Below are 13,467 nucleotides of genomic sequence, written 5' to 3'. Positions count from 1 at the left end.
TCCGTCCCCGTGATTGAGCGGACGCTGGTTTTGGTCAAGCCCGACGGCGTGCAGCGCCTCCTCGTCGGCGAGATTCTCGGCAGGATCGAACGCAAGGGTCTGACGATCGCTGCCCTCGAGCTGAAGAACGTCACCGAGGAGCTGGCCCGCAAGCACTACGCCGAGCACGAGGGCAAGCCCTTCTTCCCGTCGCTGCTGGAGTTCATCACCTCGGGCCCCGTGGTCGCGGCCGTCGTCGAGGGTCCGCGGGCCGTTGCGGCGTTCCGGCAGATCGCCGGTGGGACCGATCCCGTGGAGAAGGCCGCACCCGGCACGATCCGCGGTGACCTGGCCCTCGTCACCCAGGACAACCTGGTGCACGGGTCCGATTCGCCCGATTCGGCGGCCCGCGAAATCGAGCTCTGGTTCCCCGGCAGTTAGCTGCCCGAGGTACGGCCGATGGCACCTCGTCGGATTCCTCGGCGCGATGTGGGATACTGGCCGAGGGTGACCTGCTTCATAACGTCGCAGGACGCCCGGATGAAGACTTGGACGAGCGCGACCCTCTAGGACGTTTCCGAGTGCGGCGCGGAGTTCCAGTCGTCATTCAGCCAGGCACCGAGGGTTCTGCACGAGCCGCTCGGAGCGAGACCATGACAAGCCCGGGAAGAGTTCCACGGGTCCATAGCGGAAGCCCTCGCGTGGCCGCGTCATCACGACGCGCCCGGGGGCTTGAGGAGAGTACGTGGCCGACGATGATTTTGCCGCCCCATTCGACCTTCCGGAAGCGCCTCGGCGCGACGAGGGCCTGCCAGCGCCGCTGAGCCAGGACTACGTCGCCGACGTGTTCGCGGTGCCCGTCGCCGAGTCGGCACAGGCACTGGAGGTCGAACCGGAGCCGCCGCCCGTGCCGGAACCGCTGCCGCCCACCACGGCGCCGGCGGCCTACATGCCGCTGTTCGTCGCGCCCCAGCCGGTCGCCTTCGTCGCGCCCCGCGTGGTGGAGGACGTCGAGGACGCCGACGACGACGAGGACGACGACGAGGACGATTCGGACGCCGACGACGACCAGGGCGATCGGCCGGCCAACCGCCGCCGCCGCCGGGGCCGCCGGGGTCGCGGACGTGGACGCGGCGAGCAGAGCTCCGACGACGAGGGCGACGGCGACGGCGACGACTCCGAGCAGGCCACGTCCGAGGACGGCTCGGACGACGACGGTGACGACGAGGACGGGCCCGACGACGAGAGTGCGGGCGGTGACGGCGCGACCCGTCGGCGCCGGCGGCGCAGGCGGCGCAAGACCGGTGGGGGCGACGGTGACGGCGACGACGCGGCGTCGCCCGACGACCCGCCCAACACGGTCGTCCACGAGCGTCAGCCGCGGGAGAAGAAGCCCGCCAAGGAGAACAACGAGATCCAGGGCATCGCCGGGTCCACGCGGCTGGAGGCCAAGCGCCAGCGTCGCCGCGACGGACGCGACGCGGGCCGACGCCGTCCGCCCATCCTGAGCGAGGCCGAGTTCCTGGCCAGGCGCGAGGCCGTCGAGCGCGTCATGGTCGTGCGCGACAGGATCCGCACCGAGCCGCCGCACGAGGGCTCCCGGTACACCCAGATCGCCGTCCTCGAAGACGGCGTCGTCGTCGAGCACTTCGTCACCAGCGCGTCGTCGGCGTCCCTCGTCGGCAACGTCTACCTCGGCATCGTGCAGAACGTGCTGCCGTCGATGGAGGCGGCCTTCGTCGACATCGGCCGCGGCCGCAACGGCGTGCTCTACGCCGGTGAGGTGAACTGGGAGGCGGCGGGCCTCGGCGGCGCGCAGCGCAAGATCGAGCAGGCGCTCAAGCCGGGCGACTACGTCATCGTCCAGGTCAGCAAGGATCCCGTCGGCCACAAGGGGGCCCGGCTCACCACGCAGGTGTCCCTCGCCGGGCGGTACCTGGTCTACGTGCCCGGCGCGTCCTCGACCGGTATCAGCCGCAAGCTGCCCGACACCGAGCGGCAGCGTCTGAAGGAGATCCTGCGCGAAGTCGTGCCGAACGATGCGGGCGTCATCATCCGCACCGCGTCGGAGGGCGTGAAGGAAGAGGACATCCGCAGTGACGTCACCCGGCTGCAGGAGCGGTGGAACCAGATCGAGGCCAAGGGCGCGGAGATCACGGCCAAGGCCGCCGGTGCCGCGGTGCCGCTCTACGAAGAGCCCGACGTGCTGGTCAAGGTCATCCGCGATCTGTTCAACGAGGACTTCAGCGGCCTGATCGTGTCCGGTGACGAGGCGTGGAACACCATCAACGACTACGTGACGTCGGTGGCTCCGGAGCTCCTCCCGCGGATGACGAAGTACGAGCCCGCTGCCAAGAACGGACCGGACGTGTTCGCGGTGCACCGCATCGACGAGCAGCTGACCAAGGCGATGGACCGCAAGGTGTGGCTGCCCTCGGGCGGCACGCTGGTCATCGACCGCACCGAGGCGATGACGGTCGTCGACGTCAACACCGGCAAGTTCACCGGCTCCGGCGGCAACCTCGAGCAGACCGTCACCCGCAACAACCTGGAGGCCGCCGAGGAGACCGTGCGCCAACTCCGGTTGCGCGACATCGGCGGCATAATCGTCATCGACTTCATCGACATGGTGCTGGAGTCCAACCGCGATCTGGTCCTGCGCCGCCTGACCGAGGCGCTCGCGCGGGACCGCACCCGTCACCAGGTCTCCGAGGTGACGTCGCTGGGACTGGTCCAGCTGACCCGGAAGAAGCTCGGCACGGGTCTCATCGAGGCCTTCTCGACCACGTGTCCGCATTGCGCGGGCCGCGGTCTGGTGCTGCACGGTGACCCGGTGGACTCCAACTCCACCGCGGGCCGCCGGAGCGAACCCGGCACGGGGCGTCGCAGCAAGCGCGGCAAGAAGGGTGGCCGCACCGAGGACGAGGTTCAGGTGGCCAAGGTGCCCGTGCACGCGGCGGGTGAGCACCCGATGTTCCGCGCGATGGCCGCGGCCACCGGGCGCGACGAGGACGCCGACGACACCGAGGACGCCGAAGGCACCGACGCGGCCGACGACGCCGTCGTCGGGGGTTCGGAGGACCTGGCGTCCGCCGAATCGGCCGAGGAGGTGCTGGCCGAGGACGACCTCGACGACGAGGACGATTCGGACGAGGACGACGACGACTCGGACGAGGACGACGACGACTCGGACGATGACGACGAGGACATCGAAGTCATCGACGACGACGACCTCGACGACGAGGACGACTCGGACGACGAAGATTCGGACGAGGACTCCGACGAGGAAGATTCGGACGAGGACTCCGACGACGAAGACGACTCGGACGAGGACGAGGACGACGAGCCGATGGTCGCCGCGGTGGGACGCCCGCGCCGGCGGCGCGCCGCCGCACGTCCGGCGGGTCCGCCAGTTTGATCTTCTACCCGCTGGTCACGTAACCTTGCACAGTTGTTTGCAGGCTTTCGTAACGACTGAGCCCGTGACACGCGGGGCGGCTGTCCCCGCACCCCAGACCCGCGCACGCCACCCTCGGGTGGTGCGCGCCCGCAAGCAAAGCAGAGGAAGACGCACACGATGGCGACTTACGCAATCGTCAAGACCGGCGGCAAGCAGTACAAGGTCGCGGTCGGAGACATAGTCAAGGTCGAGAAGCTGGAGCTCGAGGCCGGTGACTCGGTGTCGCTTCCGGTCGCGCTGGTCGTCGACGGTGCGAACGTCACCACCGCTGCGAACGATCTGGAGAAGGTCGCGGTGACCGCCGAGGTCCTCGAGCACACCAAGGGCCCGAAGATCCGCATCCACAAGTTCAAGAACAAGACCGGATACCACAAGCGCCAGGGCCACCGTCAGAAGCTGACGGTCGTCAAGGTCACGGGCATTTCCTAAGTAGAGGAGCGAACCATGGCACACAAGAAGGGCGCATCCAGCTCACGCAACGGTCGCGACTCCAACTCTCAGCGCCTCGGCGTGAAGCGGTTCGGCGGTCAGGTCGTCAAGGCGGGCGAGATCATCGTCCGTCAGCGCGGCACGCACTTCCACCCGGGCATCAACGTCGGCCGCGGCGGCGACGACACCCTCTTCGCCACCGCCCCCGGTGCCGTCGAGTTCGGCGAGAAGCGCGGTCGCAAGACGGTCAACATCGTCCGCACCGCACGCATCGAGTCCTAGTAGTTCGAGGACAGCTCCCGCGAGTGTGAAGCAGCCGCGAGTTCTCGACTCGTCCTGGCCAGCTTCACATTCGACGGAGAGGAAGTCCGATGGCTCGTTTCGTCGATCGCGTCGTCATCCACGCCCGCGCAGGCAGCGGGGGCCGGGGCTGTGCCTCGGTGCACCGTGAGAAGTTCAAGCCGCTGGGCGGTCCCGACGGCGGTAACGGTGGTCGCGGCGGCAGCATCGTGCTGGTCGTCGATCCGCAGGTGCACACGCTGCTCGACTTCCACTTCCACCCCCACGTCGACGCGCCGTCCGGCAAGCAGGGGATGGGCAACAACCGCGACGGCGCCTTCGGGGAAGACCTCGAACTCAAGGTGCCCGACGGCACCGTCGTCCTCGACGAGAACGGTCGTCTGCTCGCCGACTTGACCGGTGCGGGAACGCGTTTCGAGGCCGCGGCGGGTGGCCGGGGCGGTCTGGGCAACGCCTCGTTGGCCTCCCGGGCGCGCAAAGCTCCGGGGTTCGCGCTCCTCGGCGAGCCGGGCGAAGCTCGTGACCTCACCCTGGAACTGAAGACCGTCGCCGACGTCGGCCTCGTCGGATTCCCGTCGGCGGGCAAGTCCTCGCTGGTGTCGGTCATCTCGGCCGCCAAGCCGAAGATCGCCGACTATCCGTTCACGACCCTGGCGCCCAACCTCGGCGTGGTCGCGGCGGGGGAGCACACGTTCACCGTCGCCGACGTGCCCGGTCTGATTCCCGGTGCCTCCGCCGGCAGGGGTCTGGGTCTGGACTTCCTGCGTCACATCGAACGCTGCGCGGTGCTGGTGCACGTCGTCGACTGCGCGACGATGGAACCCGGGCGCGATCCGATCTCCGACATCGACGCGCTGGAGGCCGAGTTGGCGGCGTACGTGCCGACGCTGCAAGGTGATTCGTCGCTGGGGGATCTCGCCGACCGGCCGCGGGCGGTCGTGCTGAACAAGATCGACGTGCCCGACGCGCGCGAGCTCGCCGACTTCGTCCGCGAGGAAGTGGCCGCCAAGTACGGCTGGCCGGTGTTCGAAGTGTCCACCGTCAGTCGAGATGGCTTGCGTCCGTTGACCTTTGCGCTGTGGGACATGGTCGCGGCGTACCGTGCGGCGCAGCCCGTCGTCGCGCCGCGTCGCCCGGTGATCCGGCCCATCCCGGTCGACGAGAGCGGCTTCTCGGTGACCTCTGACGGCGAGGGCGGCTTCATCGTGCGCGGGCGACGCCCGGAACGGTGGATCGGTCAGACGGACTTCACCAACGACGAGGCGGTCGGCTACCTCGGTGACCGGCTCGCGCGCCTCGGCGTGGAGGACGAGTTGCTCAAGCTCGGCGCGAAGCCCGGATGCGCCGTGACGATCGGGGCGATGACGTTCGACTGGGAGCCGCAGACGCCCGCGGGTGTCGACGTGACGATGTCGGGGCGCGGCACCGATCTGCGGCTCGAACAGGATCAGCGGGTCCGGGCCGACGAGCGCAAGATCGCACGCAAGCAGCGGCGGGAGAGTCGCGACTACTCCGACTCCGATGAGTAGCGCGCCCAGTCCGCACCGGGAGGGCGTCCGGACGGCCCGCAGCGTGGTCGTCAAGATCGGCACCACCGCGCTGACCGACGCGAAGGGCATGTTCGATGCGACGCGCGTCGCGGCGCTGGCCGAGGCCATCGAGGCGCGGATGAGGGCGGGCTCGGACGTCGTCATCGTGTCCTCGGGCGCGATCGCCGCAGGCATCGAACCGCTCGGCCTGTCGCGGCGACCGACCGATCTGGCGACCAAGCAGGCCGCCGCGAGCGTGGGCCAGGTGGCGCTGGTGAACGCGTGGACCGCGGCATTCGACCGGTTCGACCGCACTGTCGGGCAGGTGCTGCTGACCGCGCACGACATCTCGATGCGGGTGCAGCACACCAACGCTCAGCGCACCCTGGACCGGTTGCGTGCGCTGCACGCGGTGGCGATCGTCAACGAGAACGACACCGTCGCCACCAACGAGATCCGGTTCGGCGACAACGATCGGCTCTCGGCGCTCGTCGCGCACCTCGTCGGTGCCGATGCCCTCGTGCTGCTCTCCGACATCGACGGGCTGTATGACTCCGATCCCCGAAAAGGCAACGCGCACTTCATCTCCGAGGTGGCCGGCACCGACGATCTGGACGGCGTGATCGCCGGGGGCGGCAGCAGGCTGGGCACCGGGGGCATGGCGTCCAAGCTGTCGTCGGCGCTGCTCGCCGCCGATGCGGGCGTGCCGGTGCTCCTGGCCGCCGCGGCCGACGCGGGTGCCGCGCTCGCCGACGCGTCGGTCGGCACGGTGTTCGCCCCACGGCCGGAACGGATGTCGTCGCGCCGGTTCTGGGTCCGCTACGCGGCCGAGTCGACGGGCGCGCTGATGCTCGACGACGGGGCCGTGCACGCGGTGGTGAAGCGGCGCCGATCGCTGCTGCCCGCCGGCATCACCGAGGTGTCGGGCCGGTTCCACGGCGGCGACGTCGTCGAGCTGCGCGGCCTCGACGGGACGGTGGTCGCCAGGGGCGTGGTGGCCTACGACGCGGCGGAGCTGGCCGCCGTGGTCGGTCGGTCGCGCGAGGACCTGCCGGCCGAGATGCGGCGTCCCGCCGTGCACGCCGACGACCTGGTCGCGGTCTAGGGCGCTTCCAGATACAGTGCGCCCCAGACGATCTGGGTCAGGGTGGCGGCCAATTCGGCGTCATAGGACTCGGGCCGCCCCGGCAGATTCTGCTGACAGGTCCGCTCGGCCATCCACGTGAGCGTGCTCGCCGCGGTCGCCGCCGACAGTTCGGGCCGGATGACGCCGTCGCTCTGGCCCTCCTCGATGACCGCGGCCAACCGGTCCGAGATCGCGGTGAGGATGTCGCGGTAGGTGGCGCCGACCGCCGCGTCGTAGGCCGACATCTCGTTGAGCGCGACGAGCAGCGGCTGATGGCGTCGGTAGCTGGCGACGAGTCCGGTCATGGCGGCGTTGACGTCGGCCGGGTCGCGGCGCCGGGACACGTTCCACCACTGCCCGGCGGCGTCGGCGAGGTCGGCGAACACCTGACCGGCGAGGCGCCGCAGCAGATCACCCTTGTCCTCGAAGTAGACGTAGAAGCTCGCCCGCGAGATGCCCGCCTCGGTCGCCAGGCGGTCGACGCTGAGCTCGGTGAACGATGCGCCGGTGGCCATCAGCCGCTCGGTCGCGTCCAGCAGGCGACGCTCGAACTGCTGGCGCCGCTCCTGCCGCTTGGCCTGCGGCTTCCTCGTCACCGACGGCATGGGGGCAGCCTAGCGGCATCGACGCGACCTTGACTAGACACACTGTCTAGTCATATCGTCAGGCCATGACTGTGTCGCCGCTCACACGTCCCTACGACGCGATCGACCTGTCGTCGCGGGCGTTCTGCTCCGCCACCGCCGCCGAACGCGAGGCGTCGTTCGCCGTCCTGCGCGCCGAGCGCCCGATCTCGTGGCAACCACCCGTCGAGGACTCCCTGATGCACGACCCCACCGACCCCGGTCACTGGGGCGTGACGCGCCACGCGGACATCGTCACCGTCAGCCGCGACAGCGACACGTTCCTCTCCGGCCGGGGCGTGCTGTTCGAGAACGTGCCCGAGGAGTTGCTGGAGGCGTCGCAATCCTTCCTGGCGATGGATGCCCCGCGGCACACCCTGATTCGCAAGGTCGTGCACGCGGCGTTCACGCCACGCCAGGTCCGCCGCATCGAGGACTCGATCAAGTCGAACGCCAGAACCATCGTCGCCGAACTGCGCGAGGCGGGCAGCGGCGCGGACTTCGTCGAGCACTGTTCCAAGGAGCTGCCGCTGCGCACGCTGTCGGACATGGTCGGCATCCCCGAGGCCGACCGCGTCCAGGTGGCCGAGGCCGCCGACGCCATGGTGTCACTGGGCGACCCGGTGTTCCTCGCGGGACGAAACCCGTTGGAGGTCTTGGTCGGAAGTCAGATGTACCTGCACCAGGTGGCCGGCGCGCTGGCCGCCGATCGCCGCCAGCACCCCGGCGACGACCTCATCAGCAGCCTCGTCCACGCCGAGGTGGACGGCGACCGGCTGACCGACTTCGAGGTGGCCGCCTTCTTCGTGCTCCTCGCCGTCGCGGGCAACGACACCACCCGGCAGACGACGAGCCATGCGGCCAAGGCGCTCACCGACTTCGGCGATCAGCGGGCCTGGCTGGCCGCCGACTTCGACGACCGGATCGGCAGTGCCGTGGAGGAATTCGTCCGCTGGGCGACACCGGTCATGACGTTTCGCCGCACGGCGGCGGTCGACACCCGGCTCGGCGACCAGGACATCGCCGCGGGGGACAAGGTCGTGATGTTCTATTCGTCGGGCAACTTCGACGACGCGGCCTTCGACGCACCGGAGCGCTTCGACCTGGCGCGCAAGCCCAACCCCCACCTCGGCTTCGGCGGCGGCGGACGGCACTTCTGTCTCGGCGCGCACGTGGCGCGCGCCCAGCTGCGGGCCGTCTTCGGCGAGCTGCTGACCCAGTTGCCGGGGTTCGAGACCGGTGACCCGGTGTACCTGGCGGGCAACTTCATTCACGGCATCAGGTCGATGCCGATCACGTTCTAGCGGCGCGCGTCGTTCAATGACGTTGCGGGCGTGAGGGTTCCAACGTCAGCTCGTCGGCGAGCAGGACCAGCAGTTCCGAACAGCCCGCGTGGACCTTCACCGTGGCCAGACCGTCGCCGCGCGTCGGGCCGCGGTTGACGATCGCCACCGGCAGGCCCGCGGCCGCCGCGTGCCTGACGAACCGCAGACCGGAGAACACCGTGAGGGACGACCCGGCGACGAGCAGGGCGTCGGCGTCGTCGACCATCGAATAGGCTTGCGCGACGCGCTCTTTGGGGACGCTCTCGCCGAAGTACACGATGTCGGGTTTGAGCATGCCGCCGCAGCGCGGGCAGTCCAGGTAGCGGAACGACGACGTCTCGGTGACCATCGCGTCGGCGTCCGGCGCGACGGCGATGCCACCGACCGCATCGGCCCGCTCGAGGAACCCGGGGTTCAGCGCCTCCAGCTCGTCGGCCAGCGTCTGCCTGCTGAGCGTGAAACCGCACTCCAGGCAGATCACCTGCGCGTAGGTGCCGTGCAGGTTCACCACGGCCTCGCTGCCCGCCTTGGTGTGCAGCAGGTCGACGTTCTGGGTGATGAGACCGGTCACCACGCCTGCCCGCTCCAACTGCGCGAGCGCGCGGTGCCCGGCATTGGGCAGCGTCGCGTGCATGTGCCGCCAGCCGACGTGGTTGCGGGCCCAGTACCGCTGCCGGAACGCCGGGTCGGACGTGAACTGGCGAATCGTCATGGGATTGCTGGGCGGTGAGTCCGGCCCGCGGTAGTCGGGGATGCCCGAATCGGTCGACAGGCCTGCGCCGGTCAGCACGGCCAGGCGTCGACCGTTCAGCAGGTTGACCAGTTCGGGGGCCTCGGGGACGTTCATCCCCATCCAGGATAGGCGGGCCCCCGGTCGGCGAACGGGTGTCGGCGACGGCCAACCGCGTTATGGTCCCCCCATGGACCTCACCACGAGGAAGTTGCGCTACTTCGTCGTGGTCGCCGAGGAGCGTCACTTCACCAGGGCGGCGGCCCGATTGTTCGTCGCGCAGCAGTCGCTGTCCCGTCAGATCCGCGACCTCGAGGACGAGGTCGGCGCGCAGCTGTTCTACCGAACCACCAGGTCGGTGGCACTGACCCCGGCGGGCGAGGCCTTCCTGGCCGGCGTCCGGTCGGCCTTGGCGAGCCTCGACGCGGGCATCGAGGAGGCCCGCAGGCACGACGCCGGCGAGGTTGGCCAGCTACGGATCGGCTTCGGCCTCGGCGCGGCGCTGGAGCTGACGCCCTTCATCGTCGAGGAGTTCTCCCGGCACTATCCGAACGTCGAGATCGAGATGCGCGAGTTCGGGCTGCCGGACCAGAGCGCGGGGCTGTCCGAGCACTGGGCCGACGTCGCCATCATCCGGCCACCGCTGGCCGATCCGGACATCGTCGCGCACGTGCTCTTCGAGGAGCCGCGCGTGCTGACCGTCTCGATTCGCCACCCGCTCGCCCGGCGCGACACCGTCTCGGTGGCCGACATCCTCGACGTGCCACTGGCGGTCGGGCGTTCCACCGACGAGGAGTACCGCCGCTTCTGGAGCCTGCAGGACTTCCGGTCGGGGATGACCGAACCGCTGCTGACGCCGTCGACGAGCAACACCGAGGAGATCGAGATGATCGCGGCGGGCCTCGCCTGCACGGTCAATCCCGCCGCGATCATGCGCTACATCCCGCACGCCGGGGTGCGCTACATCCCGATCGTCGACGTCCCCGGCTCGACCGTGGCGATCGCCTGGCGCCGGGACCGGGTGTCACCGCTGGCGGTCGCGTTCAACCGCCTCGCCCAGGAGGTGCGCGACCGCGAGGTCGCGACGGTCGAGGCGATCGAAAACCCGTTCAGCGGTGTGCGATTCACCGTCCAGTCGACGAGTCGGTGAACCGCGCGACCCCGGCCTCACCGCGCGCGATGCGGCCCCGCAGCACCAGCACGTGCCACAGCACCGCGAGCACCGCGGCGCCCGCCACGACCTTCACCGCTCCGTGGAAGTCGGGCGGAATGGTCAGGATCAGCAGGGCGGTCACGATCCAGACCAGCCCGACGACCATCAGCGGAACGCCCCACCAGCCGAGGTTGAACGCCCCCGGGGCGGCGGCCAGCGTCGGTCGCCTGCGCATGTAGGACCCGACGATCAGCAGGTACACCAGATACGGCGCGATGGACGTGGCGCCGACGAGCGTGGTGAACGAATCCGTCTGCAGGAAGCCGTAGATCATGAACGCCACACTGACGATGCCGCCGATCACCAGGGCGCGCAGCGGGGTCTGCGTACGGGGGTTGACGAGCCGGAAGTGGCGCGAGAACGGCAGCATGTCATCGCGGCCCATCGAGTACAGCAGTCGCGCTTGGGCGGCCTGGTTGGCGACGACGAGCGCGATCATCGAGAACGCCACGACGACGATGAAGACCTTGACCACGGCGGTCGGCAGATAGAACTCGGCGATGGTGACGATCGGCGCCGACGACGCCTGGGCCGCGCCAAGATCCGGCATGGCGACGGTGAAGCAGATCAGCGCCAGCATGCCGAGCACCGCCGAGCCGATCACCCCGACGAGAACCCCACGGGGAACGGCTGTTTGGGAGTCGACGGCCTCCTCGGTCAGATCGGCCGAGAGCTCGAACCCCACCATCGTGTAGATGCCGAGCAGGCCGGCCAGGACGAAGTGGCCGATTCCTGAGCCCGCCGTGCCGGTGCCGTTGGTCAGGTTGGCGACCGACCCGCCGCCCGTGCCGGTGTAGAGGCCGAAGGCGACGATGACGGTCACCGCCAGCAGGACGGTACCGATGATCTCGGCGACCACCGCGGTGTTGTTGACCCGCGCCGCCAATTGCACGCCAACGATGTTCACGACGATGGTGAACAGCAGGATGACGATGGCGACCGTCAGCACCACGCCGCTGGGCGGGGTCAGGCCCATCGCCTCGAACAGCAGCGGGGTCGCACCGAGCAGGATGATCGCGCCGCCGGTGATGCTCATGTACAGCAGGCCGAAGAAGCCGGTGTACCAACCGTATCCGGAGCCGACCAGGCGCGCGCCCCACTGGTAGGCGTAGCCCGCGAGCGGGATCTTGGTGCTCAACTCGGCGATGAGCAGCGCCATGACGATCTGTCCCACGGCCGCGATGGGCCACGTCCAGATCGACGCACCGCCGAACTGGTTGATGGCGAAGCCGTAGTTGAGGAAGATGCCGGTCGAGATCGAGACGATCGAGAACGAGATGGCGAACAGCGAGAAGAAGCGCAGGGTCCGCTTGAGTTCCTGCGGATAGCCGAACGACGCCACCGTCGCGTCGTTGGGGTTCGGTGCAGGCGGCGCTCCCGCACGCTCGCCGGCGGGTTGGTCGACCGTCATGGAGTTCTCCTCGGCGAGTGGGTGGACGGGCTCACGGGGTACCGAAGTGCCGTCGCACCGCGGCGAACGCGATCTCGGTGCCGCGCAGGGCCCGGTCGACGACGGAATCGTCCATCGCACAGGACATGAACCAGTTGTGCTTGGGGTGCAGGTAGACCCCGGCTGCGAGGGCGGCTTCGGCGAAGCACGTCATCCGACTGCGGTCGTCGTCGCCGGCGAACGTCAGATACGGCATCACGTCGGGCCCCGTGTACCGGATGGCGAGTCCGCAGTCGGCAGCCTGCGCCTCGATGCCGGCCCGCAGCCGGGCGCCCGCCCGCTGCATCAGGGCCACCCCGTCGATCTCGGCGAGGCGGCGCACTGTCGCCAGCGCCGCCACCATGGGCGTGGAGTTCATCCAGAACGAGCCGGTGAGGAACACCGTCGACGCGGTGTCGCGCAGCGCCTCGCGACCGGTGACGGCCGCCAGGGGGTAACCGTTCGCGATCGCCTTGCTCCAGGCGCTGAGGTCCACGGGCACCCCGAGCGCCTCCCAACTGCCGCCGTAGGCGAGCCGGAAGCCGCAGCGCACGTCGTCCAGGATCAGCAACGCGTCCGAATCGTCGCACCGCTGCCTGACGTGCCGGGCGAAGTCCTCGTCGACGAGTTGCTGATCCTCGCCCTCGACGTGGCGGAACGGCGTCAGCAGCACACCGGCGAGGTCGGGCCCGGCGGCCTGCACGGCGCGGTCGAAGTCGTCGACGTCGTTGTAGTCGAAGTAGCCCATCGCGGCCCGGTCGGAGGCCAGCGTTCCGGTGGGAACGGGCGTGCACCAGGGCGCCGCACCGTGATAGACGCCGCGCGCCGCCAGGATCACCGACCGCGACGTGTGGGCCCGCGCGATGGTGAGGCATGCGGTGGTGGCGTCGGTTCCGTTCTTGCCGAACAGGATCCAGTCGGCGTCGGCGATGGCGTCGACCATGGTCTCGGCGAGGTCCACCAGCACCGGGCCCGGCCCGTCGAGGCAGTCGCCGAGGTCCATCTGGGCGCGCGCCGCCGCAGTGACGACGGGGTCGCGGTGGCCGAGGACGATGGGACCCCAGCTGCACATCAGGTCGACGTACTCCCTGCCGTCGACGTCGGTGATCAGCGCGCCCTCACCGCCGGCGAAGAACTGCGGGTAGGCGGGCGACAGGTGGCGGACGGCTTGGTGTCCGTACATGCCGCCCGGAATGACCCGGGCGGCGCGGTGGCTCAAGGCGACGTCGGCACTGTGGACCGCGGCGGCTGTCGTCACGTCGACCTCCTTCGAAGGATCGTCCTGCCGTCATGATGAGGCGTGCGGGGCCCCCGGGGGAAACAC

At 69.6% G+C, this 13,467-nt stretch carries 12 protein-coding genes; 8 read left to right on the top strand and 4 right to left on the bottom strand.

Annotated elements, in window-relative coordinates; all coding sequences use genetic code 11:
• The first annotated feature begins 9 nt into the window (after window positions 1-9).
• From ndk to proB, 6 genes are all read left to right on the top strand, one after another.
• Window positions 10-420 carry a nucleoside-diphosphate kinase gene (gene ndk / locus G6N60_RS18405; RefSeq protein WP_163739945.1) on the top strand — a complete coding sequence of 137 codons (411 nt, stop codon included), beginning with the start codon at window positions 10-12 and terminating at the stop codon, window positions 418-420.
• A 304-nt stretch (window positions 421-724) separates the two neighbouring features.
• The gene (locus G6N60_RS18400) at window positions 725-3,397 is read left to right on the top strand and encodes a ribonuclease E (protein WP_163739943.1); all 2,673 of its coding nucleotides are present in this window, start codon (window positions 725-727) and stop codon (window positions 3,395-3,397) included.
• A gap of 159 nt (window positions 3,398-3,556) precedes the next feature.
• Window positions 3,557-3,868, top strand: coding sequence for a 50S ribosomal protein L21 (gene rplU, locus G6N60_RS18395; protein WP_163739942.1), 312 nt, complete (start codon window positions 3,557-3,559; stop codon window positions 3,866-3,868).
• A 15-nt stretch (window positions 3,869-3,883) separates the two neighbouring features.
• A complete protein-coding gene (gene rpmA, locus G6N60_RS18390; RefSeq protein ID WP_163739939.1) occupies window positions 3,884-4,150 on the top strand; it encodes a 50S ribosomal protein L27 in 267 nt (88 codons plus the stop codon).
• An 89-nt stretch (window positions 4,151-4,239) separates the two neighbouring features.
• Window positions 4,240-5,697 carry a GTPase ObgE gene (gene obgE / locus G6N60_RS18385; protein ID WP_163739937.1) on the top strand — a complete coding sequence of 486 codons (1,458 nt, stop codon included), beginning with the start codon at window positions 4,240-4,242 and terminating at the stop codon, window positions 5,695-5,697.
• The gene (gene proB, locus G6N60_RS18380; protein WP_163739935.1) at window positions 5,690-6,802 is read left to right on the top strand and encodes a glutamate 5-kinase; all 1,113 of its coding nucleotides are present in this window, start codon (window positions 5,690-5,692) and stop codon (window positions 6,800-6,802) included. The genes obgE and proB overlap by 8 nt, the downstream gene beginning before the upstream one ends.
• Here the strand turns inward: proB and G6N60_RS18375 are convergent.
• Complete coding sequence (locus G6N60_RS18375) at window positions 6,799-7,428, bottom strand: TetR/AcrR family transcriptional regulator (RefSeq protein ID WP_163739933.1); 630 nt, start codon at window positions 7,426-7,428, stop codon at window positions 6,799-6,801. The genes proB and G6N60_RS18375 overlap by 4 nt on opposite strands.
• Before the next feature lie 65 nt (window positions 7,429-7,493).
• Between G6N60_RS18375 and G6N60_RS18370 the strand changes: the two genes are divergently transcribed.
• On the top strand, window positions 7,494-8,750 hold the full coding sequence (locus G6N60_RS18370) for a cytochrome P450 (RefSeq protein WP_163739931.1): 1,257 nt from the start codon (window positions 7,494-7,496) through the stop codon (window positions 8,748-8,750).
• Between the two features lie 13 nt (window positions 8,751-8,763).
• Here G6N60_RS18370 and G6N60_RS18365 read toward each other — a convergent pair whose 3' ends face one another.
• Window positions 8,764-9,618 (bottom strand): NAD-dependent protein deacetylase, encoded by an 855-nt coding sequence (locus G6N60_RS18365; protein ID WP_246240828.1) that lies wholly within the window; start codon window positions 9,616-9,618, stop codon window positions 8,764-8,766.
• Between the two features lie 73 nt (window positions 9,619-9,691).
• Here G6N60_RS18365 and G6N60_RS18360 point away from each other — a divergent pair, with 73 nt between their 5' ends.
• The gene (locus G6N60_RS18360; protein ID WP_197746953.1) at window positions 9,692-10,651 is read left to right on the top strand and encodes a LysR family transcriptional regulator; all 960 of its coding nucleotides are present in this window, start codon (window positions 9,692-9,694) and stop codon (window positions 10,649-10,651) included.
• Here the strand turns inward: G6N60_RS18360 and G6N60_RS18355 are convergent.
• Window positions 10,626-12,125, bottom strand: coding sequence for an amino acid permease (locus G6N60_RS18355; protein ID WP_163739927.1), 1,500 nt, complete (start codon window positions 12,123-12,125; stop codon window positions 10,626-10,628). The genes G6N60_RS18360 and G6N60_RS18355 overlap by 26 nt on opposite strands.
• A gap of 31 nt (window positions 12,126-12,156) precedes the next feature.
• Window positions 12,157-13,401 (bottom strand): aminotransferase class III-fold pyridoxal phosphate-dependent enzyme, encoded by a 1,245-nt coding sequence (locus tag G6N60_RS18350; protein WP_246240826.1) that lies wholly within the window; start codon window positions 13,399-13,401, stop codon window positions 12,157-12,159.
• Window positions 13,402-13,467: the final 66 nt, after the last annotated feature.

Origin of the sequence: Mycolicibacterium madagascariense (genome assembly GCF_010729665.1) — a bacterium.
Lineage (GTDB): Bacteria > Actinomycetota > Actinomycetes > Mycobacteriales > Mycobacteriaceae > Mycobacterium > Mycobacterium madagascariense.
Note: the sequence above shows the minus strand (reverse complement) of the source record. Positions and strands in the feature narration are given on the sequence as shown.